25 protein-coding genes are annotated in these 26935 nt (G+C 37.0%); 12 read left to right on the top strand and 13 right to left on the bottom strand.

All coding sequences use genetic code 11. The features are described 5' to 3' along the window. Positions 1-164: 164 nt before the first annotated feature. Together Q7J67_06060 and Q7J67_06065 are read right to left on the bottom strand one after the other, a co-directional pair. Complete coding sequence (locus tag Q7J67_06060) at positions 165-1415, bottom strand: Glu/Leu/Phe/Val dehydrogenase (protein MDO9464843.1); 1251 nt, start codon at positions 1413-1415, stop codon at positions 165-167. Between the two features lie 252 nt (positions 1416-1667). Then, complete coding sequence (locus tag Q7J67_06065) at positions 1668-3233, bottom strand: sigma 54-interacting transcriptional regulator (protein MDO9464844.1); 1566 nt, start codon at positions 3231-3233, stop codon at positions 1668-1670. A gap of 118 nt (positions 3234-3351) precedes the next feature. On the opposite strand from Q7J67_06065, the gene ruvB reads away from it, so the two are divergent. From ruvB to dnaJ, 11 genes are all read left to right on the top strand, one after another. After that, the gene (ruvB, locus tag Q7J67_06070) at positions 3352-4374 is read left to right on the top strand and encodes a Holliday junction branch migration DNA helicase RuvB (GenBank protein ID MDO9464845.1); all 1023 of its coding nucleotides are present in this window, start codon (positions 3352-3354) and stop codon (positions 4372-4374) included. A gap of 7 nt (positions 4375-4381) precedes the next feature. Further along, the gene (locus Q7J67_06075; GenBank protein MDO9464846.1) at positions 4382-4798 is read left to right on the top strand and encodes a hypothetical protein; all 417 of its coding nucleotides are present in this window, start codon (positions 4382-4384) and stop codon (positions 4796-4798) included. Next, the gene (locus tag Q7J67_06080; GenBank protein ID MDO9464847.1) at positions 4788-6320 is read left to right on the top strand and encodes a secretin N-terminal domain-containing protein; all 1533 of its coding nucleotides are present in this window, start codon (positions 4788-4790) and stop codon (positions 6318-6320) included. Before Q7J67_06075 ends, Q7J67_06080 begins: the two co-directional genes overlap by 11 nt. Next, the gene (gltX, locus tag Q7J67_06085; protein ID MDO9464848.1) at positions 6296-7765 is read left to right on the top strand and encodes a glutamate--tRNA ligase; all 1470 of its coding nucleotides are present in this window, start codon (positions 6296-6298) and stop codon (positions 7763-7765) included. The genes Q7J67_06080 and gltX overlap by 25 nt, the downstream gene beginning before the upstream one ends. Positions 7766-7778: 13 nt before the next feature. After that, the gene (locus tag Q7J67_06090; protein MDO9464849.1) at positions 7779-8609 is read left to right on the top strand and encodes a BRO family protein; all 831 of its coding nucleotides are present in this window, start codon (positions 7779-7781) and stop codon (positions 8607-8609) included. Positions 8610-8826: 217 nt separating this feature from the next. Further along, on the top strand, positions 8827-8991 hold the full coding sequence (locus Q7J67_06095) for a hypothetical protein (GenBank protein ID MDO9464850.1): 165 nt from the start codon (positions 8827-8829) through the stop codon (positions 8989-8991). Between the two features lie 73 nt (positions 8992-9064). After that, positions 9065-10039, top strand: coding sequence for a hypothetical protein (locus Q7J67_06100; protein ID MDO9464851.1), 975 nt, complete (start codon positions 9065-9067; stop codon positions 10037-10039). Between the two features lie 214 nt (positions 10040-10253). Beyond that, complete coding sequence (gene hrcA / locus Q7J67_06105; GenBank protein MDO9464852.1) at positions 10254-11306, top strand: heat-inducible transcriptional repressor HrcA; 1053 nt, start codon at positions 10254-10256, stop codon at positions 11304-11306. Positions 11307-11320: 14 nt separating this feature from the next. Next, on the top strand, positions 11321-11821 hold the full coding sequence (gene grpE, locus Q7J67_06110) for a nucleotide exchange factor GrpE (GenBank protein MDO9464853.1): 501 nt from the start codon (positions 11321-11323) through the stop codon (positions 11819-11821). A gap of 24 nt (positions 11822-11845) precedes the next feature. After that, on the top strand, positions 11846-13705 hold the full coding sequence (gene dnaK, locus Q7J67_06115) for a molecular chaperone DnaK (GenBank protein ID MDO9464854.1): 1860 nt from the start codon (positions 11846-11848) through the stop codon (positions 13703-13705). Between the two features lie 149 nt (positions 13706-13854). Beyond that, positions 13855-14988 carry a molecular chaperone DnaJ gene (dnaJ, locus tag Q7J67_06120; protein MDO9464855.1) on the top strand — a complete coding sequence of 378 codons (1134 nt, stop codon included), beginning with the start codon at positions 13855-13857 and terminating at the stop codon, positions 14986-14988. Positions 14989-15078: 90 nt separating this feature from the next. Here the strand turns inward: dnaJ and Q7J67_06125 are convergent, their stop codons facing one another. The 3 genes from Q7J67_06125 to Q7J67_06135 are packed head-to-tail and all read right to left on the bottom strand — an operon-like array spanning position 15079 to position 16994. Continuing rightward, positions 15079-15996 (bottom strand): glycosyltransferase family 9 protein, encoded by a 918-nt coding sequence (locus Q7J67_06125; protein MDO9464856.1) that lies wholly within the window; start codon positions 15994-15996, stop codon positions 15079-15081. A gap of 6 nt (positions 15997-16002) precedes the next feature. After that, a complete protein-coding gene (locus tag Q7J67_06130; protein ID MDO9464857.1) occupies positions 16003-16605 on the bottom strand; it encodes a hypothetical protein in 603 nt (200 codons plus the stop codon). Then, on the bottom strand, positions 16602-16994 hold the full coding sequence (locus Q7J67_06135; protein MDO9464858.1) for a secondary thiamine-phosphate synthase enzyme YjbQ: 393 nt from the start codon (positions 16992-16994) through the stop codon (positions 16602-16604). The genes Q7J67_06130 and Q7J67_06135 overlap by 4 nt, the downstream gene beginning before the upstream one ends. Before the next feature lie 66 nt (positions 16995-17060). Between Q7J67_06135 and Q7J67_06140 the strand changes: the two genes are divergently transcribed. Beyond that, positions 17061-19220 (top strand): UvrD-helicase domain-containing protein, encoded by a 2160-nt coding sequence (locus Q7J67_06140; GenBank protein MDO9464859.1) that lies wholly within the window; start codon positions 17061-17063, stop codon positions 19218-19220. Here the strand turns inward: Q7J67_06140 and Q7J67_06145 are convergent. The 8 genes from Q7J67_06145 to Q7J67_06180 all read right to left on the bottom strand — a co-directional run bounded on the left by Q7J67_06145 (position 19192) and on the right by Q7J67_06180 (position 26883). Beyond that, positions 19192-20367 carry a glycosyltransferase family 4 protein gene (locus tag Q7J67_06145; protein ID MDO9464860.1) on the bottom strand — a complete coding sequence of 392 codons (1176 nt, stop codon included), beginning with the start codon at positions 20365-20367 and terminating at the stop codon, positions 19192-19194. The two genes, Q7J67_06140 and Q7J67_06145, sit on opposite strands and share 29 nt — an antisense overlap. Positions 20368-20371: 4 nt before the next feature. Further along, positions 20372-20764 (bottom strand): FxsA family protein, encoded by a 393-nt coding sequence (locus tag Q7J67_06150; protein MDO9464861.1) that lies wholly within the window; start codon positions 20762-20764, stop codon positions 20372-20374. 9 nt (positions 20765-20773) lie between these two features. Then, positions 20774-21196: a PilZ domain-containing protein gene (locus tag Q7J67_06155; protein MDO9464862.1), complete on the bottom strand. Its 423-nt coding sequence runs from the start codon at positions 21194-21196 to the stop codon at positions 20774-20776. A 4-nt stretch (positions 21197-21200) separates the two neighbouring features. After that, the gene (locus Q7J67_06160) at positions 21201-22349 is read right to left on the bottom strand and encodes a glycosyltransferase (GenBank protein MDO9464863.1); all 1149 of its coding nucleotides are present in this window, start codon (positions 22347-22349) and stop codon (positions 21201-21203) included. A gap of 94 nt (positions 22350-22443) precedes the next feature. Continuing rightward, a complete protein-coding gene (locus tag Q7J67_06165) occupies positions 22444-23286 on the bottom strand; it encodes a fructose PTS transporter subunit IIA (protein MDO9464864.1) in 843 nt (280 codons plus the stop codon). A 101-nt stretch (positions 23287-23387) separates the two neighbouring features. Then, the gene (locus Q7J67_06170) at positions 23388-24737 is read right to left on the bottom strand and encodes a PAS domain S-box protein (GenBank protein MDO9464865.1); all 1350 of its coding nucleotides are present in this window, start codon (positions 24735-24737) and stop codon (positions 23388-23390) included. Beyond that, entirely contained in the window at positions 24734-25849 is a 1116-nt protein-coding gene (locus Q7J67_06175) for a glycosyltransferase family 4 protein (GenBank protein ID MDO9464866.1), read from the bottom strand. Before Q7J67_06175 ends, Q7J67_06170 begins: the two co-directional genes overlap by 4 nt. A 5-nt stretch (positions 25850-25854) precedes the next feature. After that, positions 25855-26883 carry a PDDEXK nuclease domain-containing protein gene (locus Q7J67_06180; GenBank protein ID MDO9464867.1) on the bottom strand — a complete coding sequence of 343 codons (1029 nt, stop codon included), beginning with the start codon at positions 26881-26883 and terminating at the stop codon, positions 25855-25857. Positions 26884-26935 lie beyond the last annotated feature (52 nt).

The following is a 26935-nucleotide window of genomic DNA, read 5'->3' on the forward strand; positions in this document are numbered from 1 at the left end:
AGTAAAAACTAGCTGTCTTTCTCATTTGGCAACTCCTCCGATATGGTAGATTCTTGCTCCAAACATTGCTCGCTAGCTCGCAATGTTTGGATGTCTTCTATCATACCACGAGTGTTACCTATGTTTCTCAGCCTCCGCATAGCTAAAAAACACCAACTTGTCTTTTACGATATCCAGCCTCTAAGTTTTACAGCCTCGGCAACGCGGGAGACGGCAATCATATATGCAGCTAAACGCATATGAACATTCTTTTCCTTATGCATTTTATATACTGAGTGGTAAGCAGTAGTCATTTTGGCGTCCAGCTGCTTATGCACATCATCCAGTGTCCAGTAATAGTTATATGTATTTTGAACCTGTTCAAAATAGCTAACAGTTACTCCTCCGGCATTGGCAAGAAAGTCTGGTATAACATGAACGCCTTTTGCATAAAGTATTGCGTCTGCTTCAGGAGTTGTAGGCCCATTTGCAAGCTCACAGATTATTCTGGCTTTGATATTATGCGCGTTTTTCTCAGTAATAACATTCTCCATAGCTGCTGGATAGAAAACATCAACATCAAGCTCAATAATCTCTTTATTGCTGATAGGACTTGTTCCGGGGAAATCGGCTACACTGTCTGTTTTTAGTTTATGATTTACCATATCTTCTGGATTAATTCCTGATTCTTTATATACTCCGCCTTTTGAGTCAGACACGGCAATAAGTTTTCCTCCGCCAAGTATTTCCGGATGTAGCAGCGCTGCAAATTGTCCTGCGTTTCCAAAACCCTGAATTGCAAAGGTGCCTTTAGAATTAATACCACGAGCTTTACACGCCTCTCTTACAGTAAAGACTCCTCCACGAGCTGTTGCGTCTCCACGTCCTTCACTGCCTCCCAATGACAGCGGCTTGCCGGTGATCATACCCGGATGAGATTCCCCAACTATAGCTTCGTACTCATCCATCATCCATGCCATAATCTGCGGCGTTGTGTAAACATCAGGAGCAGGGACGTCTTTGTGTACGCCAATGTGAGAAGCAATGGCTCTGATATAAGCCCTTGCAAGATATTCTTTTTCCCTTTCGGACATTGTCTTAGGATTGCAAATTATACCGCCCTTACCCCCTCCAAGAGGGATGTTTACAAGAGCGCATTTCCATGTCATCCACGCAGCTAGAGCGCGCACGGTATCTATAGTTTCTTCAGGATGCCAGCGCACTCCTCCCTTTGTCGGGCCAAGAGCCGAATTGTATTGAATCCTGAATCCATGAAAGATCTTGGTAGTTCCATCATCCATCTTTACCGGAAGAGTGAACGTGAATTCCCGTTGAGGCCACCGAAGAAGCTCGTGAGCAGCCTTATTGAGACCTAACTTCTCAACAGCTTCATCTAATTGGTTCTGTGTAATTTTAAATAGATTTGTTTCGATCATGTTTTCGCTCCTTTTGTTTATTGTCATTCAAGCTATAGTAAAGCAAATAATATGCCAAATATCAAAGAGAATGAACTAATGCTCTGTGTTACATGTCGCAGCATTACATTCACGGGTTGGAAAATTTTAAATTGCAGGATTTGAAATTATATATCTAATCAGAAATTGGGAAATCCGCATTGTACTATCCTACAGTATTGTATCTCTTTATTAAATATCATACATATTGGTAGGATTTGTATTTGTAATATTTCAGGATTGTGAATTGGAACGAAATTGCTTGATATCAATTACGTGTTTTTTTACCCTGAGTCCCATGAGTCTTTCAGTAATTCCAAGCATGCGGGAAGACTTTGCCATATTTCCTCTTGTGCTGTGAAGTGTATCCAGTATCAGCTCTCTTTCAACATTGTCCAGAATAGCCTGTAACGTGCTGTTCTCCTTTGCATTGAGTTTGTATGGCTGAAGATTTGGTGGCAGATGATACACATGGATTACCTCATCCTTGCTGAGTAAAACTGAGCGTTCAATGTAATTTTCAAGCTCTCTCACATTGCCAGACCATCTGTAGTTTACAAGCATATCAAGAGCTTGAGGTGATATGCGTTCTATAGGTTTATTGTGAATTTTACTGTATTTTTCTGCGAAAAAGTTTGCCAGAAGTATAATATCTGTTTTGCGCTCTCTCAGAGGTGGTATATGGATAGGGAATACATTTAAGCGATAATAGAGATCTTCTCTGAATTTACCTTGTTTAATTAATTGTTCCAGGTTTTTGTTCGTAGCTGTAATAATTCGGACATTGATTTTAATAGGGCTGGTTCCGCCTACACGCTCAAACTCCTTTTCCTGAAGTACTCTTAGAAGCTTTATTTGGATGGCAGGAGATAGGTCTCCAACTTCATCCAAGAACATGTTTCCATTGTTTGCAAGTTCAAACCTTCCCTTTTTCATACTGATTGCGCCGGTAAATGCTCCCTTTTCATGCCCAAACAGTTCACTTTCAATTAGTGTCTCAGGCAATGATGAACAATTGACCTTTATAAACGGCTCATTAGCGCGAAGGCTGTTATAGTGTATTGCCTGCGCAACAAGCTCTTTGCCAGTACCGCTTTCCCCACAGATTAAAACAGTGGTATCTGTGTTTGATATCTGAGCAATAAGATCATAGACCGATTGCATGGATTTTGTTTTTCCAATAATATTAGAGGGGCAAAAACGATCTTTAAGCTCATTCTGGAGACGGAGATTTTCTTCAACCAACCGCTTACGCTCTTCTTGAAGGGATTGTCTGAGCCGAACAGCTTGAGCGATCATTGAAGCAATAATGGAGAGAAGCCGTACATCCTCTTCAGATGATATAGTATTATCGAATAGCTGGTCAGCGCTTAGCGCGCCTATTATTTCATTACCCAGTTTAATTGGAACACAGATAAATGAAATATCTTTTTTACGCAGCAGTTTCCTGGCACCGGTCTTGTTTAGAAATAACGGGTTCTCGGATATTCGTGGTACTACCGCAGGCTTTCCAGTTTGCACTACTTTCCCCGTAATGCCTTCACCAAGTTTGTATCTGCCCTTTTCCTTTTGGCTTATCGAAAGCCCATAAGCGGCTTCTATTCCTATCTCCTCTGTGTCCCTGTTTAAGAGAGTAATAGTTCCCCGCGACATTCCCATATGCTCAGCTAAAGATTTTAAGACCGGATTCACCACATCTCTAAGATCCATACTGCGGTCAAGTATCTGGCTGATCTCAAAGAGCATGGATAACTCTTCTACCTTACGTCTTACTTCCGGATGTTTTCTTTTACTCTTCATAACTTTTCTCTCTGTCTAGAACCTACATAATTGTAGGATATTTTGCTAAACAAATCAACAGTCTTCTCATCGACAATCTCGTTGTATTTTTCTGATAAATTGATTATAGTTATATTATATGGAAAACAAAATAACAACTCCAAATCTGCGGGACGAAGATAAAGAGTTTGACGTTACTCTGCGACCTGAAAGGTTTGAGGAATTTGTTGGTCAAAATAAAATCAAGGAACATCTTCAGATTTGCATTCAAGCTGCAAAAAAGAGAAACGAATCGCTTGACCATGTCCTTTTATATGGACCGCCTGGACTTGGAAAAACAACACTTGCAAACATAATTGCCAGAACTATGGATGTAAATATTAGAACCACTTCCGGGCCCGTTATTGAGAGAGCTGGTGATCTGGCTGGCGTTCTCACAAATCTGGACGATGGAGATGTTATATTTATAGATGAGGTGCATCGGCTAAGTCACGTCGTAGAAGAATATTTATATCCTGCTATGGAAAGCTATAAGATAGACATTATGATTGACAAAGGTCCAAGCGCAAGGTCAGTAAAGCTCGATCTTCCTTCTTTTACACTTATTGGAGCAACAACGCGTGCCGGGCTCCTTACTTCCCCTCTAAGGTCGAGATTTGGTATTGTGTCCAGATTGGAGTTTTACGGACAGGATGATCTATATGATATTATCATTCGCTCTGCAAAGATTCTTCGTGTTGAGATAACAGCTGAAGGAGCTATGGAGATTGCAAAAAGGTCACGCGGTACACCAAGAATAGGCAACAGATTGCTTAGACGTGTAAGAGACTATGCACAAGTGAAGGCAGACGGGAAGATTACTAATGAAGTTGCTGATAAGGCTTTAGTGATGCTGGAGGTAGATAAATACGGATTAGATGATATGGATAAAAAAATCCTGGAAACAATCATCCATAAGTTTAATGGAGGACCTGTGGGAGCAGGAACAATTGCTGTTGCTATAGGGGAAGAACAGGATACAATCGAAGAAATTTATGAGCCATATCTCATACAGCAGGGATTTATCAAACGCACACCAAGCGGTAGAAAAGCAACTACGCTTGCATACAAACACCTTGGCGTCAAAGCAGGTCAACAAACTCAGCAAAAAGAACTATTTTAATTTAATTGTGAAAATATTTTTTTCTATAATTTTTATTTTTATCTCAGCTTTTGCATATGCAGAGACAAATACTTCTGAAACATCCATTCCTGAAATAGCAGTATTCCAGAAACCACCTCTTGTGAAAAGGATAGATAAAGAACTTGAGAGAATAGAGCCAGAGGAAGCAAAAGGTCCGAATGCAAAGTTAACGATTATCAGCACATGGAAGGAAGGGACAAACTACACTGTTAATATGAGCATCAAAAATCTTAATAAAGAACAGGGATATAGAACTGTATATCTATTAAGCTATGACAATGATGGAAGAATTGTAGCTGTATCTTCTGACAGAAAGTATTTTCAATCATATCAGGAATACTTTACGCAGTATAAGTTTACAAAATCATCTTCTATAATCAGATGGAGGTTTTATGTTAAATAAAAATGTTCTTAGGATATTAGTTCCGATATTCATCGGAATGGTTGCTGTTATATCGGGCGGAATTTGTTTCTCTGAGGATTTATGGACAGGAGCTATATCAAAAATAACAGTAACAGATATTGATAGCGAGACATCAAAAATAGATATTGTGCTTGATAAAAACGAAGAAAATAATATTTCATTTGATCAATCAAAAACAATATCCATAGAAACTGGTCAATTAGAGAGAAAAACAAAAATCTATCTGGACGGAGTGAATCCAGCAAAGAAAACAGGTTTTTGTCATAAAAAAGATAAGCTTATATCTGAGCTAAAGATATCCAGAATTTCCGGAAGCATTTCAAATCCGAGCATACAGGCAACGAATGATGGAGCTCCTGTATATTCTACGCTGATTGATATAATCACAAATAAAACGGTAATTGTTAATACTGTTAGCAAGGAGAAAAACGGAGATGTTGAAATTACAATCACAATTACAGCGTCTAAAGAACAAGATCTAAGCTTACAAACTCCCAGCATTATTGATATAACTTCTCAGGAGTTCGACAATCCTTTATCAAAAGGGACCGGGACAAATATTGATGAAAAAATGCTGAAGAAGATGTCGCCTGATGATTTTATCACAGCCGTATTTCCCTTACAGCATATTGACCCCGCTACAGCGAAAACAATTGTTGAAAATGAGCTTTCATCAAGAGGAAGAGTACAGGTCTATCTGGACAAATCCCAGCTTATAGTAACCGATACAGTTTCATACATTAGAAGCATAAGGAAGCTTATTGAAAATATTGATATAAAAGTGCCTCAGGTGCTTATTGAAGCGCGGATATTCGAGGTTAGCTATGATAAGGAAACTGAAATAGGGATTGACTGGAGCCTTACTCGTCCGTCCGTAACTGCAACCATCGGACATGGATTAAATACAGCAGTAAAAGAAACAAGAGGAACAGAACTTATAGTAAGAGGCCTTTTAGGAGACCGCTACAAAAGAGATGCTCTTTTTGCAACAATAGATGCTCTTGTCAGCGAAGGTAAGGCAAAGATAGCCGCAAGACCAAAGGTGGTTGTTCTAAACAATCAGAAAGCAGTTATTATATCCGGAGATAATATTCCTTACAGAAAAGAAAACTATGATAATAGAGCAGCAGGAGTAGGAGCAGGGACACGATATTTTATAACTGATTTTCTGCAGACAGGTATAACCTTAACTGTTACCCCGCATGTCAGAAATAATGATCTTATTGTTTTAAATGTGAAACCAGAAGTAAAATATATCATTGGATATAAAGGTGAATATGATATGCCTGTTTTCAGCACAAGATCAACGGACACAGTTGTTAGCGTGAAAAATGGTGATACTCTGGTTATAGGCGGTCTCTTTAAAGAGGGCAAAAAAACTATTGAACACGGTATTCCTCTATTAAAAGATATTCCAATACTGGGATATTTGTTTAAGCATAAAAGAGATATTAATATTAAGACAGAAGTAGTCATATGCATAACAACAACGCTGATTTGAAGAACGCAAGAGTTCGTTTTGCTCCATCCCCAACAGGTTCCCTTCACCTTGGCAATGTAAGAACTGCTATATTCAACTGGCTCTTTGCAAGACACGCAAAAGGCACCTTCATACTGCGCATGGAGGACACTGACAAAGAACGTTCAACACCTGAATCAGTAAGTTTAATACTTGAAAGCTTAAGATGGCTTGGACTGGACTGGGATGAGGGACCTGATGTTGGAGGAGATTTTGGCCCTTATTATCAGATGCAAAGACTGGATAAGTATAAAAAGTACATAGATATATTGATTAAGGGAAATATGGTTTATTCCTGTTTCTGCACTCCTGAGAGACTTGCAGAGATGAGACTACAGATGCAAAAGAAAAAATTACCACCCAGATATGACGGCAAATGTAAAAATTTAAGTGCAGAAGAAATAAAGCATTTAACCTCGCAAGGGATAAAACATGTTTTGCGCTTTAGAGTTCCTACTACCGGCATTACAGAATTTAATGACCTCATTCACGGGAAAATATCCATTGAGAACTCAGTTCTGGATGATTTTGTTATTGTTAAATCCGATGCTGGCCCGACGTATAACTTTGCGTGTGTAGTTGACGACATTGAGATGAAGATAACACATGTTATAAGAGGAGACGACCATATCTCAAACACACCGAAGCAGATTGCTGTATACAAGGCACTTGGTTGCAATTCACCTAAATTTGCGCATATTCCTTTGATTCTCGGACCTGATAAGGCAAAATTGAGCAAACGCCACGGAGCAGCTTCCCCTCTTGAATATAGAGACATGGGCTATCTTCCTCATGCATTGCTTAACTTTCTTACCCTGCTGGGCTGGGCGCCTGGAGATAACCGTGAAGTTATGAGCAGGGATGAAATTATAGAGAGCTTTTCAATAGAAAAGATAAATGACAGAAATGCTGTTTTTGACAGCCAGAAGCTTGATTGGATGAATGGTATATATATAAGAAAGATGCCTCTGGAAAAACTTGTAGGTATTGCTTTGGAGGAGCTAAAAAAAGCGAAACTTATAAAAGATACCAAGGAAGTTGGTATTGATAAAATTTCCAAAATAGTTGGATTAATCCAGGAAAGGCTTAAAAAATTCTCTGAAATTCCCCAACTTATAAATTACTTTTTTATGGATACTCCGATATATGAAGAGAAAGCAGTTAATAAGTTTTTAAGGAAGGATGGTATCCCACAAATGCTGCAAGAACTGTGCAATGTAATAGAAGGAGTAAAATCATTTGATATAGAAACACTTGAGAGCGTAGTAAGAGCATTTATTGAGAAAAAAGGACTGAAGCCGGGAGACGTTATTCATCCTGTAAGAGTTGCGCTCACCGGCCGCGCAGCAAGCCCGCCGATATTTGATGTTATGGAAGTTCTGGGAAAACAAACCTGTCTGGAAAGAATCCAAAAATTTTCAACATAAAAAGGAAAATATTATGAAGGACAAGACCTTAGCTGTCTTTGAGAATTTCAAAATCCGTAGACTTTATAATGAAGAAACTGAAACATGGCTTTTCTCGGTTGTGGATATTATTGCAGCTTTGACAGAACAAACGGAACATAAAAAAGCGCAAAGTTATTGGACGACTTTAAAAAACAGGCTAAAGGAGGAAGGAAGCGAGGTCGTCACAAAATGTGACCAACTGAAATTGAAAGCCTCAGACGGGAAAAAATACTTAACAGATGTTGCAAGTCCAGAAACTCTTCTCCGTCTCATTCAGTCTGTACCAAGTCCAAAGGCGGAGCCAATTAAACTCTGGCTTGCTAAAGTCGGTTACGAGCGGATGCAGGATATGGCAGACCCTGCAAGATCACTTGATAGAGCCAGAGAAACTTGGCAAAAATACGGGCGCAGCGAAAAATGGATTCAACAGCGAATGATGGGGCAGGAAACACGCAACAAGCTCACTGACTATTGGAAAGATCATGACATCAAAAAAGAGAAAGAATACGCCATACTGACCAATATCATCCATCAGGAATGGACGAGCCTAACGGTAAAAGAGCACAAGAACATTAAAGGTTTAAAGACCCAGAACCTGCGCGACCACATGAGCGAAGCAGAACTTATTTTTACAGCGCTAGCCGAACTCTCCACTCGACAGATAGCCGAAACAATGACAGCAACCGGAATGGAAGAGAATAAAGTTGCAGGCAAAAAAGGCGATGGTATTGCCAAAAAAGCAAGACTGGAACTGGAAGGAAAGACTGGTAAGAAGATTATCACCACAGATAATTATCTCCCTCCCAAAAAAATCATACATTAAAATCCATATGTAGGGGCACAATATCTTATTCCCTTAATGATGGCGGAAAACATCCCCCTAGTTTCGCCTGTGGCAAAACTATTCCCCCTTTGAAGGGGGATTCAGGGGGATGTGAAATTAAATTTATTGAGGTTTTAGGTAATTTGAGGTAGGGTAGTATTAAAGAGTGACTGTTTGATGGTTGGTGTTATGTGTCTCAAAAATGGGGGAAATTAGTATGAAAATAGCAATAAAACTGATTAGATTCTTCTTTGTTTTTATAGTGCTTTCAATAGCGTGTACAATTATTATGGAAACCAAACCACAATTAATTTCTTTGTGGGTCTTAGTTGCAGGTGGTTATGTGTTATGGGAGTTTAAAAGCATATGGAAAAAGAAATAATTTGCGTAACTAAGTTCCTGTGCTACATTTCAAAAATATCAATGAAGAATAAGAGGGGATTGTGGAAGTGATAATGAAATGTCCAATATGTAAAAAGATAGCCGACTATACCAAAGAAGCAGGTGATATTATAGTTGATTGTCATAGATGTGGAGAATTTTTCACGAACCAAGAACTGATTAATAATATTGACTTCTTTTTAAAAGAACTAAAGAAAGAAAGCTATATATTATCTGCAATTTTGAGGGAAATAAATGTATTTAGTGGAATAAACGACGAACTCCCTAGACTTTACCCAGTCGATATCAAAGGCTTTTTTGATTTACATAAAGTACCTGAAACGGTATCTGAAAAGATAGACAAGTTTTTGTTGTATCTTGAGAAAAGGAGCGACTTTCTTGGAAACGATGTCACTATTTCATTTGAAAATGATTATCCTATTGTATATGTTAGCAGGTCTGAGGAAATAAGATATTTATTAAATTTATTAGGGGATTTACAGTATGTTATACTTGGCCCAGAGGTTAACTCAGGACTTGTAAAGGGTTGTTTTATAAAATGTCGTATAGATATAGCCGGTTGGAAAAGATTGGAAGAAATAAAAAAAATAAACCCGGACTCAAAAATATGTTTTACAGCTATGTCTTTTGAAAAGGAAGATGAGCCTATATTTAAGAAAGGAATCAAGCCTGGAGCAAAGTTAGCTGGATACGACGCTAAACGCTCCGATATGGTTGAACATAATGATATGATCATGGATAAGATAATAAATCTAATTAAACAGAGTAAATTTATTATAGCAGATTTTACTAATTCCAATAAAAAGGGTGGGATTTATTATGAAGCTGGCTTTGCCAAAGGATTGGGATTGCCTGTGATTTTTACATGTAAAGAGTCATATTTTAAGGAAGATAAGGGAGACAAGATACATTTTGATATTAAACAAGAGAATCATATACTTTGGAAGAATACAGAAGATTTAAAGAAAAGACTTGGAGAAAGAATAAAAAACACAATACTATTTTATGGCAATCTACAAAAGAGGTAAAATTTGACTCATCGCCCTTTCCCCCAAATACCTCAACAACATTTGTTGATCTCGTTGACAAAATTCTTGCTCTCACCAAATCTACAGATAACCGCCAGCTAAAGCAGGCGGTTGCGATGGAGTGATTTTTTCGGCTTGACAAAAGTCACTTCAATTGCTATTTTATGCTTAAGTTTAGCACTCTCGGCTTTAGAGTGCTAAAAAAGGAGCAGGAATGATTGGAAAAGCAGTAGATGGCAACAGAGAAGCAAATATCTTAAGGGCAGCAATTTATTCATATATTAATACTGGAGAGCCTATTGCTTCACAAAAACTGGTTAGGAATTGTAAATTAAATGTATCATCAGCTACTGTCAGGAATATTTTGGTGAAGTTGGAGGAGCAAGGGTATTTGATACAGCCTCACACTTCTGCAGGCAGAGTCCCTACTGATAAAGGGTACCGCTTTTATGTTAATTTTCTTATAAAGACAGAACTGCTTACGGATGAAGAAAAAAACTTTATAGACGATGCATATTCAAGTCTTAATTACGATATTGAGTCAATAATTAAAGAGACAATAAAGCTGTTGTCTTTTACAACCAGTTATATGGGATTTGCAGAACTGCCAAGATTTCATGATAGCGGAACATTCAAGCATTTGGAGCTCATAGCTCTTCAAGGTCACAGAATTATGATTATTATTATTATGCGTTCAGGGGACATGAAAAAAAAGGTGGTTTGTTTCAGGGATGAAGTATCTGGTGCTGATCTGCAAAGAATATGTGCATTCCTGAATGAGAACCTGGAAGGGCTTGACTTTATTCATATACGCTTGGATTTCAGAGAGATTTTTAAAGAGAAATATTCCCATCTTGATGAAACAGTATATGACTGTGTGATGGATATACTGGATGTAATTCTTTCTTTTGAGGAAGAAAAAACGGTTTTCATTGACGGCTATGAATATCTTATGCAGTATCCTGAATTTAGTGATATTAATAAAGCACAGGCTATGTTCAGGGCGTTGAATACAAGATATTTATCTAAAATCCTCAATATGCCCATTGACAGAAACGGGATAAAAGTTCTTATTGGCAGGGAAACAGCGGACAGCGACATAGAAAATTGTAGTTTGCTTACTATAAGGTATGGCCTGTTTGGATCTCCAATGGGATCATTAGGTATAATAGGTCCAAGAAGGATGGCATATTCAAGAGTAATAAGTAAATTAAATTATACTGCGAGTAAACTTGGCGATATTATGAAAAAGCTCTTGCTTGAATAGGCAGGAAGAAAAAAATGAAGACACGGAAAAAAACAAAATATACCGAAAAAGAGCTGAGGAAGCTGGAAGAAAAATCCGGTTTATGCGATGAAAGGCATGATCAGCTTTTAAGGCTGCATGCAGAGTTTGATAATTTCAAGAAGAGAACTGCAAGAGAATATGAATCTCTTGCTAAATTTGCAAATGAGAAATTAATCAATGAGATATTGCCTGTTGTTGATAATTTTAAAAGAGCAGTAGACTCAGCAGATAAGGTAAGTAATATCAAAGATCTCAAAAAGGGTATTGAATTAGTTCTAAAGCAATTTGAGGATATTTTGAGACAAAATGGGCTGGAAGAAATCAGGTCTCATGGTACTCAATTTAATCCTGATAAGCATGAAGCGATTATGCAGGTAGAAACTGATAAATATCCTGAAGACACGGTAGTTGAAGAAGTTAGTACAGGTTACAAGCTGCATGGAAAGGTTATAAGGCCGTCTCTTGTAAAGGTGTCAAAAAAACAAAATAAATAATGGAATAAAAAAGGAGGACTAGTAATGGGTAAAGTAATAGGTATTGATTTAGGAACAACTAATTCCTGCATGGCAGTTATGGAAGGGGGGAAACCTGTTGTCATTGCTAATGCAGAAGGAAGCAGAACTACTCCGTCTGTTGTAGCAATATCTAAAACAGGGGAGAGGTTAGTTGGACAAATTGCTAAAAGGCAAGCAGTGTCAAATCCGGAGAATACAATAAGCTCAATAAAAAGGAAGATGGGTCAAAAAGTAAAGGTAAAAGCCGGTGATAAGGAATATACACCTCCTGAAATCTCTGCCGCAATACTTCAGAAATTCAAACATGACGCAGAAAGTTATTTAGGAGATAAAGTTGAAAAAGCGGTTATTACTGTTCCCGCATATTTTGATGATAGCCAGAGACAGGCTACCAAGGATGCTGGAAAGATTGCAGGCCTTGAAGTACTTAGAATAGTAAATGAACCGACTGCGGCTGCTCTGGCATATGGGCTTGATAAAAAAAAGGAACAGATTATTGCAGTGTACGATCTCGGCGGCGGAACATTTGATATATCCATACTTGATATTGGAGATGGAGTTTTTGAGGTTAAGGCAACCAATGGTAATACGAAATTAGGCGGAGATGATTTTGATCAGAAAATCATTGACTGGCTGGTCAGCGAATTTAAAAAGTCCAATGGTATGGATTTGAGTAATGATAAGATGGCGATGCAGAGATTGAGAGAAGGCGCTGAGAAGGCAAAAGTAGAGCTTTCTACTGCTCAGACAGCAAACATAAACCTTCCATTCATAACAGCGGATCAAAGCGGACCAAAGCATCTGGATATAACACTTAGGCGTGCACAGTTGGAAAAACTGACACAGGAGCTTGTAGACAGCACGATTGGTCCGTGTAAACAAGCGCTGGCTGATGCAAAAATGGAAACAAAGGATATTGATCATGTAATATTGGTTGGCGGGCAGACAAGGTCTCCAAAGGTTCAGGAAGTCGTAAAGAAGTTTTTTGGCAAAGAACTTTATAAGGGTGTTAACCCGGACGAGGTTGTTGCTGTTGGAGCTGCTATACAGGCCGGTGTGCTTTCAGGAGATGTTAAAGATATAACGCTTCTTGATGTTACTCCTCTTTCTCTCGGGATCGAGACATTGGGGGGAGTTTGCACAAGACTTATAGAAAGAAACACAACTATTCCAACAAAGAAATCTCAGATATTCAGCACTGCTGCGGATAATCAGCCTGCTGTAAACATACATGTGCTGCAGGGAGAGCGGGAAATGGCGCAGTATAATAAAACTCTTGGCAGGTTTGATCTGGTAGGTATTCCTTCTGCTCCGCGCGGAGTGCCTCAAATAGAAGTAAGTTTTAATATTGATGCAAATGGAATAACACATGTGTCTGCCAAGGATTTAGCTACAAGTAAGGAACAGTCAATTGTAATAAAATCCTCTGGGGGTTTGAGTGAAGAAGAGGTGGAAAAAATGGTTAAGGATGCAGAAGCTCATGCAGAAGAGGATAAGAAGAAAAAAGAGGCAGTTGAAGTTCACAATCAATTGGATTCCTTGATTTATACAACAGAGAAATCTCTGAAGGACCATGGAGACAAGATAGATTCGTCTGAGAAAGACAAGATACAATCTGCTCTGGACGAAGCTAAAAAGGCTTTGGAGGCTAATGATATTGAGCAGATGAAAAAGACTTCTGAAAGCCTGCAGCAAGCTGCTCATAAGCTGGCTGAGGTTATGTATCAGCAAGCTGCAAAACAGCAGCAGGCAGGAGCAGAAGACCAGGCTCAGACAGGACCAAAGCAGGAAAAGAAAAAGTCTGATAAAGAAGAGGATGTAATAGATGCGGACTATAAGGTAGAGGATGAGAAAAAGCACTAAATTCGAAGCACGAAATACGAAACAATATCGAATTACCAAAATACAAATGTTCAAAACAATGTTTAGAATTTTAAATTTGTTTCGAGTTTCGGATTTAGAATTTCGGATTTTACTTTTAATCTAAGCTTAGGATTGAGAGGTAATTAGTAGTGGCTGGTAAAAGAGACTATTATGAAATACTTGGTGTTGACAAGCACGCTGCAATAGATGGGATAAAGCGCGCTTATAGGAAACTCGCACATAAATATCATCCTGACAAGAATCAGGGGAATAAAGAGTCTGAAGAAAAATTCAAAGAAGCATCTGAAGCTTATGCAGTACTGAGTGATCCTCAAAAAAGGGCAACCTATGATCAGTTTGGTCACAGCGGGTTAGAGGGAGGAGGTTTTAGCGGATTCAGAAATGCCTCAGATATATTCAGCAGTGATGTATTCAGTGATTTTGGGGATATATTTGAAGGATTTTTTGGCAGAGGCTCTCAAGGCACAGGGGGAAGAGGAGCACATAACAGAGGAGAACATCTTAGATATGACCTGCAGATTACCTTAAAGGAAGCTGCCTTTGGTATAGATAAAAGGATACGTATCTCCAGACCACAAACATGTGAGGTGTGTAATGGATCTGGCGCCAAAAAAGGAACAAAACGCATCAATTGTCTTCAATGTGGAGGCGCGGGACAGGTAAGCTATTCTCAGGGATTTTTTAGTATAAATAGAACATGTGATAGATGTGGCGGAGAGGGCACGATAATAACGAATCCATGTGAGGCTTGCAGAGGCACTGGAAGAGTAAATAAACCTCGTGAACTTACTGTTAAGATACCTTCTGGAGTTGATACAGGTTCCCAATTAAAGGTCAGAGGAGAAGGGGAAGCAGGCACAAGAGGTGGAAGCCCGGGAGACCTATACGTAGTAATTCATGTAGAGGATGATGAATTTTTCACTCGGCATGATGATGATATACTGTGTGAAGTTCCTATAAGCATAACGCAGGCAGCACTTGGTGCAGAGATAGAAGTTCCTACTCTTAAAGGTAAGGCAAAGATGAAGATTCCCCCAGGCACACAGTCTGGAAAAGCATTCCGCTTGCGCGGACAGGGTATTCCAAGTCTGCACGGATATGGTAAAGGAGATGAACTCATTAGAGTTATAGTTGAAATACCTGTAAAACTGAATAATGAGCAGCAAGGACTTCTCAGAAAGTTTGCTGAGATAAGCGGCGAGCATTTAACTCCTATACGCAGGAGCTTTATAGAGAAGCTTAAATCTAAGTTTGGCGGGTAAGCTTACTGCTCCAATAAAAACTATTCTTGCCATGATTTTTCTCTCAACAGTTAACTTACATTCTTATCTTGTGCTCATAATATTATGAAACTAGATTGTTGTAAATAATTTTATTTTATCCAAAGAGGAACTATCTATTTTAACAATCTTTACATTCTCGCCTCTTTGTCCCCAGATATTTGGATCTGTTGGGCCAAAAAGCGCTACTGTTTTAACACCAACTGCTGCAGCAAGATGAGTAATGCCTGAATCATTTCCTATGTACCAGTTACATCTGGCAATTAATGAAACTAGATTAACCAGTTCAATATGTTTAGCAATCACAAACTTTTCATCAAGCAAAAGGTTTTTACATTCTCCTATAATTTGTTCATCTGCCTCTCCACAGATAATTAAAACTTTACCATATTTATCCATCCACCAGTTTATTACGTCTGCAAAGTTCTGAACATTCCAGCATTTTGCTATAGAACCACTACCAGGATGAACAGCTAACACTTTATCCACCAATTTATTATCAGCAAAAAAACTGTTTGCCCAGTTCTTGTGTTCATCTTTTAAGAATATTTGTGGACGATTAATATCAATTTTTATTCCGAGGTTTTTTACAGGGATTAATAGATAATCTATGATATGCTGTTTTGTTTGAGTATCAGGAAAAGGCTTATGAAAAACAATTTTCTTTTTATTTACTCTTTCTAAATTTTTCTGAAAGATACCTTCTTTATCAGGGATGTAGGCTAATATCAAATCAAAAGATTTAAAATAATCTTTCATTATGCTAACGTTACCTCCCTGCAGGAAAAATTGACTTATAGCAGCCTGATCTATAGAACATGCAGAATTTGCATAAAACTCGTTTTCTACCAGTTTAAAAAATCTGGGATGCGTCATTACTTCAATATAGGAGTTTGAGTAGCGTTTTCGGAGAGCATATATGGCGGGTAAAGCTAATACAAAATCCCCAATCCCTCCACCTCTTATGATGAGGATACGGCCAGAATTCATGTTTTTTTAACCGTCTTTTCTCCAAACCCTCTTCAATAAATCGGCAAAAGAAGTAATTATTTCTCTTGCATCTTCTTTTATAAGGAAATTTGGGTCTCCACCTGCTATAGATTCCCAACCTGTTCCCATTAGAAAGTCTTTATACTTTGAGACGATAGTATTTGTTTTTGCATCCTTTAATTTTATTTCCAACAGGATTTTTGTTTTGCCAAAGCCCAGAAAACCAAGATGAGATCTCCATGACTGGTTTCCATAATCAACGGCGAAATTGGATGTAACTTTTAACACATCAGGTTTGTTTAGCACATTTTTATCGTATGTAACACGTTTGAAAAGACCGGCTCTCTCAAAAACTATACCAATTTGGCCTTTTATATATTTCTGAATTATTTGATCGTCCGCTGTTAGGTTTTCACCGTTTTTTTCTGGCCTCTGTATATATGCTATTTCATAATTTTTAAGCTTAACGCGTGGATTTATATAGAATTTTGCATCTGGCTTATAGGAATTTCTAATAAGACATCTTTGCGTGGAACATCCAGAGATAAATACGGCAGGCAATAAAAGACACAGACAAAGAAGAAAAGTCCTGAATCTGAAATTTATCATTTTATTTTAACCAGTACTCTCCTTGTTCTTGGCCCATCAAATTCGCAGAAATAGATAGACTGCCATGTCCCAAGCACAAGGTGTCCATCATCTATAAAAACTGTTTTGTTGCAGCCTACTATACTTGACTTTATATGAGCTGGAGAATTGCCCTCCATATGGTGATATCTACCTTCATAAGGAACACATCTGTCCAGCCCGTATTCTAGATCCCTCAGAACATCCGGATCAGCTCCCTCGTTTATAGTAACACCAGCTGTAGTATGAGGAATAAATATATGACAGAGTCCACTACTTATTCCAGATTCTTTAACTCTATTTTCAATATCTGAAGTAATACTAATAAATTCTTCCCTTTTATGACTCTTAACAGATAATTCAAAAATCATAAAATCAACATAACACACAAGTAATTGTTTTTGCAAATTCTTTGCAGCATTGGTAGAATTGCGAATATGGATACAGTCTTAAGTTCCTTAAATCCTGCTCAAAAAGAAGCTGTTATATATCATAATGCTCCGCTTCTTATACTGGCTGGGGCCGGCAGCGGCAAGACACGCGTACTGACTCATAGAATTGCATACTTTATTAAGAAAGGTGTAAGTCCCTCTACCATAATAGCAGTAACATTTACAAATAAGGCTGCAGAGGAGATGCGGAAACGTATCAGCTCTCTTGTAGAATCTTTTAAAAGGGAATTGTGGATAGGCACATTCCATTCTGTTTGTCTTAGAATTCTGAAGAGCGAAAAGATAGTGCCGGATTTCATAATATATGATGAAGCAGACCAAACTAATCTCGTAAAGGAATGCATTAAAAGATTGAATTTAAGCGATAAACAATTTCGACCTAAAGCCGTTCTGGAAAAGATAAGCAGAGCAAAGGATGCACTTCTTGATATTGATGAATATAGCGAATTTTGCGGGAATTTTTATGAGAAAAAAGTTGCTGATATTTACAAAGAATATCAAATACGCCTTAAAGAAATAAAAGCCCTTGATTTTGGAGATCTTATAATGAACACAGTTAAGATATTTAATGACTTTCCTGATATTCTGGATAAGTATCGTAGTAAATTCAGGCATATTTTTGTTGATGAATATCAGGATACAAACCATGCTCAATATGAACTAATTCGGCTTCTTGCTGTTGGATGCGCAAGTATATCTGTTGTAGGAGATCCTGATCAATCAATATATAAATGGCGAGGAGCAGATATTTCTAATATCATGAATTTTGAAAGGGATTTTGCAGGAGCTAAGATAATAAAGCTTGAGGAGAATTATCGTTCAACACAGGCGATTTTATCTGCAGCAAATAGTGTGATTAAAAATAACACAAATAGAAAAGAAAAAAGTTTGTGGACTCGTAATCTTGAAGGAGCTAATCCAATATATTATCAAGCGTATGATGAAATAGAAGAAGCAAAGTTTATCTCAGAACAAATAAAAAATTTGCTTATAAACAACAATAAAACCTATAAGAATATTGCAATATTCTATCGTGTACACGCATTATCAAGACTGCTCGAAGATAGTTTCAGACGCGAAGGCATACCATATAAAATAATTGGCGGAGTAAGATTTTATGATAGAAAAGAGGTTAAGGATATACTTGGATATTTGAGAATGATATCCAACCCGAACGATTTGATTAATATAAAAAGAATTATCAATCTGCCTCCAAGAGGTATTGGAGACACAACGTTAAAAAAGCTGGAGAAGTCTGCGAAAGAAAAGAAGCTACCCCTATTCAGCATCTTGGATAAGATTGCTAACGTTTCTGATCTAACTTCAGGAACAAAGAACAAGATAAAAAATTTTGTGAATATTATTAAAAAATATCAGACTTTTAAAGGAAGTATCACTAAAATGGCAAAAGATCTAATAGCAGAGATAAATTATACAGGTTACCTTCATAGTACAGACCCAAGCACTGCGAATGAAAGAGAGGAGAATGTCTTTGGGGTTGTTTCTGCAATTGCAGAATATGAGGAAAAAACACAGAATCCACTGCTTAGAGATTTTTTAGATCAGGTTGCACTTCTCTCTAATGTTGATAACTGGGATTCTGAAAGTAATGCAATTACATTAATGACTGTTCATGGCGCTAAGGGATTGGAATTTCCAGTCTGTTTTATGGCAGGAATGGAGGAGGATATTTTCCCGCATATAAATTCTTCACTCGAGACAAGTGACCTTGAAGAAGAAAGACGTCTTTGCTATGTAGGTATGACAAGAGCAAAGGAAAAGCTGTATCTCTCGTCAGCTTTAAGAAGAAGGCTTCACGGCACATGGAGAAATACCGTAACATCAAGATTTATAGACGAAATTCCTGACAATTTATTGGTTAAAACATATAAAAGAACCAGTTTAGATAAATCTGCTTTCTCCTCTCAGAATAACTTCACAGATAATAGTCTAAGATATGAAAGCTTAGAAGATGATGCCTATGCATATAAGGTAGGGCAGAGAATTATGCATCCAAAATGGGGACGAGGAACAGTTGTCAGTAAAACCGGGCGTGGAGATAAGACAAAGCTTACAGTTCATTTCTGGAAGGAAAATATTAGAAAAACCTTATTAGTTAAATATGCGAATCTGAGGAATGAATAGTTCTGTAAATCTCCAAAATGCGCTTTGCATTGTGTTCCCATGTATAAGAATTTGATACCTTATACCTTGCATTAGAGCCCAATCTTTTCCTGAGCGCAGGGTCGCTAAAGAGTTTTGTAATGTTGTTTGCAAGCTGTTCTTGATCCCCGGGTTTGATTAATAATATTTCTTTTTCATTTTCAAAGAATCTATTCATTTGTCCTTGTGCTGGGGCAATAGTAGGTTTAGCCATTGCCATATATTCAAAAATTTTAACGGGGGAGCTATAAATACTCATATTGGGAAGAACTGTTATATCCATTGCTGCAATATATGCCGGTATATCATTATGTGAAACAGCGCCAGTAAAAGTAACAATATTCTCTAATTTATTATTTTTAACAAAATTTTTTAATTTATGTTCTTCAAATCCCTCTCCAACTATAAGGAAGTGAATATCCGGTATTTGCTGTTTGCATTTTTCTGCTGCATCAAGAAATAGAGAGAGGCCCTGTCTTTTACTGAGACTTCCAACAAATCCAACAATTTGTTTTTTTTCAAGTTTATATTTTTTTCTAATGGGACTTCCAGATATCTCTGGATTGAATTTTTCGGAATCTACACCATCAGGGACTTCAAAAACCTTGCTTTTATCTACCCCTTTTCTGATAACATAGTCTCTAAGATTATCTGTCGTTATAATTATTGCTCCAGCACTTCTGAATATATTGTTTTCCACATATCTGGCTAAAGGTCTGAAATTTAATCTCCGCTTAGGACCCCACAAAAGTGCTGCATTAACCTCTAATATAAAAGGTATGTTGAATTTTTGAGCTAACTTCATCCCTGCGCTTCCATAAAGCTCATATCGTTCATAGATTAAATCAGGCTTTGCGTTGTTAAATAGGATCCTGGCTTTTTTGTAGAGCTTGCTGCTTGTAAAGGTCATTCTTAGATCAGAACCCAATTTCTTTGATGTAAATGGTGATACTTCGTGGATCGTATATTGACCATTTTCATGGTTTTTCGCGCCCTTATTTGTTGTGATCGCAAATACTTCATGATTCAATTTAATTAAAGCATTAATAACTTCGCGTATATGAATGGAAGCGCCCTTTACTCCCATTAATGGAATTTGGCTGTCTTCACAGATGTATGATATCTTCATATAATCAGAACCTGTTTATTTTAAACCTTCCTTCATCTATCATTTGAGCAAGTTTTTTCTTCACTAGATACTTTATCCATTTTCTTGTAACGGGCACTATAGCCACTAATCCAATAAAGTCTGTGATTAAGCCAGGGGTGAGCAAGAGAAGTCCTCCTGCCAGTATCATTATTCCATCCAAAATTTCTTCCTTTGGCATAATACCAACAGAAAGCTGGTTTTGAACCTCTCTAATTACTGTTAATCCCTGCCATCTTGCAAGTGAAGCGCCGGAAATACCTGTTGCAATAACAATTAAAATTGTATTTAAGAGACCAATGTGATGACCGATTTTTATTAGCAAAACCAGCTCCGTCATCGGAAGCAACGTAAAGAGCAGAAGCAGGTAGAAGAACATAACTAGAGGTCATCTTTTATAGTTTTCAAAGTATTCATCTCTAACATAGTTGCGGATTTTCAGACGGTCTTCATACAAAATAGATATAAATTCTATCCCGCATACATCTCTTTTGAAGTCTATCCAGGCAACTTTGCCAACAGTGTTAATGTCTTCCTTCTTTTCGCCATGAATTGAAATTATTAGTTTTAATTCCGTTTCTTCTTTTATGCTTGTCTTTAAAAGTTCTTTCAAATCCTCGTTTTCCATGCATAGTCCTCCTTCACAGATGTCTTTTGTATGCCCACTGTATTTTAATTCAACAGAATCTAACAGGTCATATTGAACAGGAATTTCTTTATCAAGCTTAATAATCCCATATTTTACCCTAAAGGCTTTCTCAAGTCTGATATACTCTCTTCTATTTTTTTGTGTATCTTTTCTCCAAAACATATATTTATCCTATTTTATCTAACTTAACTCTCCTAAGTAAAAGAGTGTACAAATTCTCCGTTTTTTCAACCATTCTGTCAATACTAAAGTTTAGCACTCTTTTCTCTGCCTCTTCTCCCATCTTTTTTGCCAGTTCTTGATTATTAATTAGATTGAGACTATATAAAGCCAGGTCCTCAGGAGATTGAGGCGGGATGATAAAGCCTGTTTCTCCATGTTTTACAACTTCACTATTACCTCCAACGTCTGTTACAACAACAGGTTTTCCAGCAGCCATTGATTCTAGAACTGTTATTGAGAATCCCTCTCTTAAAGAAGTCAGAACAGATATATCAGACATTGCAAGAATTTGTGGAATGTCCTCTCTCAAACCTGTAAATATTACATTTTTGCTAATCCCTAAATCGTCTGAGGCAGTTTTTAACTGGCTTTCTAATGGGCCGTCACCTACAACTAAAAATTTTACGTTTGGTTTTTTCTTTCTTATTATTTGAGCTGCCTTTAAAAAGTAAACGTGTCCTTTCTGCTGCTGCAAGCGTCCTATTATAGTTATAATTTTTTCATCTGGTTTTATCCCAAATTCTTCCCTTTTTTTGTTTATATTCACATAAGTTTGAAATTTTGAAATATCAACTCCATTATAAATTGTAATAATTTTATCTTCAGATATCCCTATTTTTTTAACATAAAAATCTTTGACTGCATCAGACACAGCAATAATTTTATTTGTAATTCCTGCTAATACTCTGTCACTCAATCTCTGGGGAAATTTCTTCCATGAATCAATATTGTGTTCATTAGTTATTATTACTGGTATTCCTGCTAATTTAGCAGCAATTCTTCCTGCAAGGTTCGCTCTATACAGATGAGTATGAACAATGTCTATTTGCATCTTTTTCATAAGGCGTGCCAGTCTCAATATACCTGCTATGTATTTCCCGTCAAAGTCCAGTCGTGCTCTCATTCTAAACTTGATAATAGGAATACCTAAAGATTCCATAATATCTGCCAGTTTATCCCGTTTAAAAAGACAGCACAGATAAACCTTATATTGACACTTATCTAATCTTGGAAGTATGGATGTCAGTGTTCTTTCAACACCACCCATTTCAAGAGAAGGGACTATGCGGAGAATTCTAACTGGCTTTTTCATAGCAGCGTCATTGTATAGACAAGTACTAATTTGGTCAAGCCAAGTGATAAACTGAAGTAAAAATGGATATCGATAAAAGAATGTGTCTTGAAATTTAAGAAGAAGTTTTTATTTCATCAATAAATCGAGAAAGAGCGGTTTCTGTTTCCTTATCGTTTGAGATAAATTGTATCCCAATATTGTAATCTTCTTTTTTCTGTAAGCGCCAGACTGTCTGTCCATTTATTTCTAAATATTTTTTGACATCCAACACAGGAATTCTTACTTGAAGTTTTATATCTTCTTTTATTTCGGAGTCATTTGTATCCTCATGCTTTGGTAGCGTTATACAGATCCCACCAAGGCTTATATCTTTTGTATAGCCATAGTATACAACCAGATGTTTTTCCGAATCTTTTTGCAATCTTAACTCAACAGCTTCATCAACGGCATATCGCGAATATTTCCTTCGCTCTTGATTCATATCACTTTCTTTCTCAGGAGGTTTTTCCTCCATAGCAATTAGTTTTATTATGTCTTCTGAAGATGTAGCACTCATCAAGTCATCCCTGAAAGCTTTTTCTCCAAGAAGGCGGGATATTCTGGCTAGAGTTTTCAAGTGCGGACAAATTTCTCTATTTGGAGAAATAATCATAAAGAAAAGATTTACAGGCTTATTATCAATTGCATCAAAGTTTATGCCTTTTTTTGATCTTCCAAAAACGATAATTTTTTCTTTAATAGAAGATGTTTCTGCATGCGGGATAGCAACTCCATTCCCTACCGCAGTGCTGCCATGTGCTTCTCTCTCTAAAATAGCTTTATGCAGTGTATTTTCTGAATTGGCAAACCCTTTTTTTATTATCGGAGATATTAACTCTTTAATTGCATCTTCTTTTTTATCAGATGAAAGATCAAGAAGAACTAACTCTTTTCGCATGTAATCAGAAAGACTCACTTATTCTCCTGCTTTCTTATGTTACACATTTATTCTAAGTTTATAAGAAGATATCAACAACAGGAATTATATGGGTAGGTAATGGGTATATAAAATACCCGTTAAATGGTTTGGAGGAAAGAAACTAAGTTAATATCTTTTTTACGTATTCCCATTTTATGTCTGATATTTTTGCGGTGTTTTTCAACTGTCTGGTAAGAAATATTTAAAAGCCCGGAAATCTCTTTGCTTGTGAGCCTGCCTTTTATCATATTGCAGATTTCAATTTCCCTTGGAGTCAGATTAAGTCTTTTCCCTCTTATTTTACGGCCAAACGAAGACACCAATTCCCCTAAATGGTTTTTTAATAAATCAACATATTTACCGGCGGTCTTCTCTAATTTAAGTTTTTCTAAAATCGGAAACAATAATTCATTTACATTAGCCGCTATATCATTTTTTATTTTTCTTTTTTCCACTTCAATCTGCGCTATGATTTCGCTGAGCGCAATGTTTTTTTGTTCTAAAGCCGATTTTTGTCTCTGCAATTTTGCTGCCGTCTCTTTCAACGTCTTCTCTGTCCCCTTACGCTCGGTGATGTCCCAAGAAATACCCAATAGCCCAACGATGTTGTCCCGTTCATCCCTAGCAGGACACTTGACTGTGTATTCAATGCATTCTTTTCCATTTATGACACGTTTATCTTCTATTTCTTCTGTTTTTCCGGATTTGATAATCCTTTCATCATCTGCTCTATATTTCTCAGCTAGTTCCTTTGGAAAGAAATCATAATCTGTTTTTCCTGCGATTTCTTCACGCCTGATTTTTTTGTCTCGTACAAAGCTTTCGTTACAAGAGATAAAAACCAAATTGCTGTCCAATAAAAATACCTTCTGAGGAAGATTCTCAAGAAGTGTTTTGTACTTGTTTTTACTATTACGCAGCTCCTCCTCTGTGAGTTTGCGTTCAGTGATTTCCTTTTCAAGTTCTGCTGTACGACTATCGACTATGTCTTCCAGATGATCGCGGTACTTTTTTAATTCCTTCTCTATCCTCTTGCGTCCTGTAATATCTCTGACTGTCGCCTGCAGGAAAGTTTTTTCTCCGATAGTCATTCTTGTCAGCAAAACGGAGCAAAAGAAGTCCTTGCCATTCCGCTTTTTGTGCGTCCACTCAAAAAAGTTTGACCCTTTTTTCATTGCTATGCCAATCATTTTTTTTGCTTTATTTGCGGAGGTTTGTCCGTCCGGCTGAAACTCTGGAGAGTACTTCCACGGAGGCGCAGAAATAAACGTTTCTTCATCTTTCACGCCAAACAGTCCAAGCGTGGCAGTATTCCCTGAAGTAAAATTCCAAGATGGCGGAGCAAGTGTCATTATTGCGTCACGTGAAGTTTTAAATAAGAGCCGATATCTTTCCTCGCTTTCCCGCAGAGCTTCTTTCGCACTTTTTAATTCGAATATATTCGTCATCGATACACCTCCGCTGTTAGCTGTGCAAGTCTCGTTTCTGAGAATTCATTAATGATAACTTGTTTTCCTTTTCTTGCCATTTCTAAGGCTTTCTCCATATTGTTTATTGCTTCAAAAATAGCATTGGCTAAAGCTTCAGGATTATGAGGAGGAACTAATACACCGGTAATTCCGTCCTGAACAATTTCAGGAATACCGCCTGCGTTAGTTGAAACAACAGGTTTTTCCATAATAAGTGCTTCCTTGATTACAGCAGGGGATCCTTCAACAGAAGACGAGAGTACAAATATATCAATCCCTGAGAGAATTTGGGGTATACTCTCTCTTTTACCTGCGAATATAACGTAATTACTTAATTTCATTTTTTGAACCATGCTTTTAAGTTGCGATTCAAGAATTCCATCTCCAACAATCAGCAATTTAATATTCCTGAATTTTTCAATAATAATCTTTAGTGCCTCAAACATATTAGGATAATCTTTATGCTCTCTTAATCTTCCTACCATTCCTAAAACAACAGTATCAGGTAAGATTCCAAACTCGTTACGTATTTTCCCACTATCAAACTCGCCCTTAAACTTTTTTGTGTCTATAGAACTATGAATAGTGATGATTTTATTCTCGGAAATGTTATTTTCATCAATTAGCTGTCTTTTTATTACTTCAGCCACTGCTATTATTCTATCTGTCCATTCTTTATAAAGTTTATTGTTTATCCAGTTGTTTTTTATTCTTGTGAAATTATGGCGTGTGCGGATAATTTTGCATTGACCGGACAAGCCAAATAATCTAACAGCCAAGACACCAATCCAGTGGTCTGATGAACGGTGTGTGTGCAAGATATCAACTTTATGAGTTTTTAAAAACCGTGACAGTTTCCATATAACTACCGGGTTAAATTTCCATCTGCCTATTTTAAGAGACAATAACGGGATATTATACGAACCTGCTTTTTTACATAATGGACTTGACGGAGATACAGCTAAAATTATTTTAAACTGCTTACTGTTAAGCGATCTGCTGATTGAGAATATTCTCTGCTCTATCCCGCTCCAAACCTCACCTGCGTCTATGTGTAAGACAGTTCGTAATTTAGACAAAACTTTCAGCATCTATTTTATTTTTCCCCTTCTAATTCTTTCAATTTGTTTTCTATAACAGATGGAGATGGTAATTGCTTTAATAATTTAGCAGGTAACTTTCTTGTTAAATAATACTTTGCTACACCTACAGGCTTTTTTATGTTCCTTAATGAGTACTCAACAACAATATTGTCTTTCTTTTTGCAGAGAATAAGTCCTATAGACGGATTTTCATCTTGCAATTTAACTTTATCATCCAGAAGATTAAGATAAAAATTCATCTTTCCAGCATATTCTGGAATAAATTTGCCTATTTTTAAATCAATAGCAACCAGACATTTTAAATAGCGATGATAAAATAGTAAGTCAATGAAATATTCACTTTCGTTAAGCATAATTTTGTATTGGCTTCCGATAAAAGCAAACCCAATTCCAAGTTCCAATAAAAAACTTTTAATATTTTCTAAAAGTTTTTTCTCTAATTCTTTTTCTTTAATATCATCAGATATTTCAAGAAAATCAAGCATGTAGGTATCTTTTATGATAGGCTCAGCTTTCTTCAATATCTTAATTGGTAGCGTGCTATCAAAATTATGAGCTTTTTTATCTATCAAAAATCGTTCAAAGGATTTTGATTCTATTTGATGAACTAGAATGCTTCGACTCCACGAACTTCTAATACCCATTCGCAAATAATATTCTCTCTGATAATTGTCATTAAGTTTTTCTAGAATGACAATATTCTGTCCCCAGTGAATTTCTCGCACAAGTTGTGCGAGTTTTGGATTATTCTTGTAGGTAAGGTAAAACTTCCTCATTCGATCTAAATTTGCATAAGAAAAACCGCTATTTTTGGGGAACTCCTTTTGCAAATCTTCCGCAAGTTGCTGAATTATTTTTTGCCCCCAGCCTAATTTTTTTTGTTTGTCAACAATAGATTTGCCTATGTCCCAATAAAGACTGATAAGTTCCTTATTGACTGCTCTATATGTCTGATACTGAGTTTGCTTTATCTTGCTTTTTAAATCATTAAGAAACTTAATATATTCTTTGTTTTTAGTCATTGTTTTTTACCTAAAATATTCCTTCTGTCATTGCGAGTCCCGATAAATATCG

Source organism: bacterium (assembly GCA_030652805.1).
GTDB lineage: Bacteria > JAHJDO01 > JAHJDO01 > JAHJDO01 > JAHJDO01 > JAHJDO01.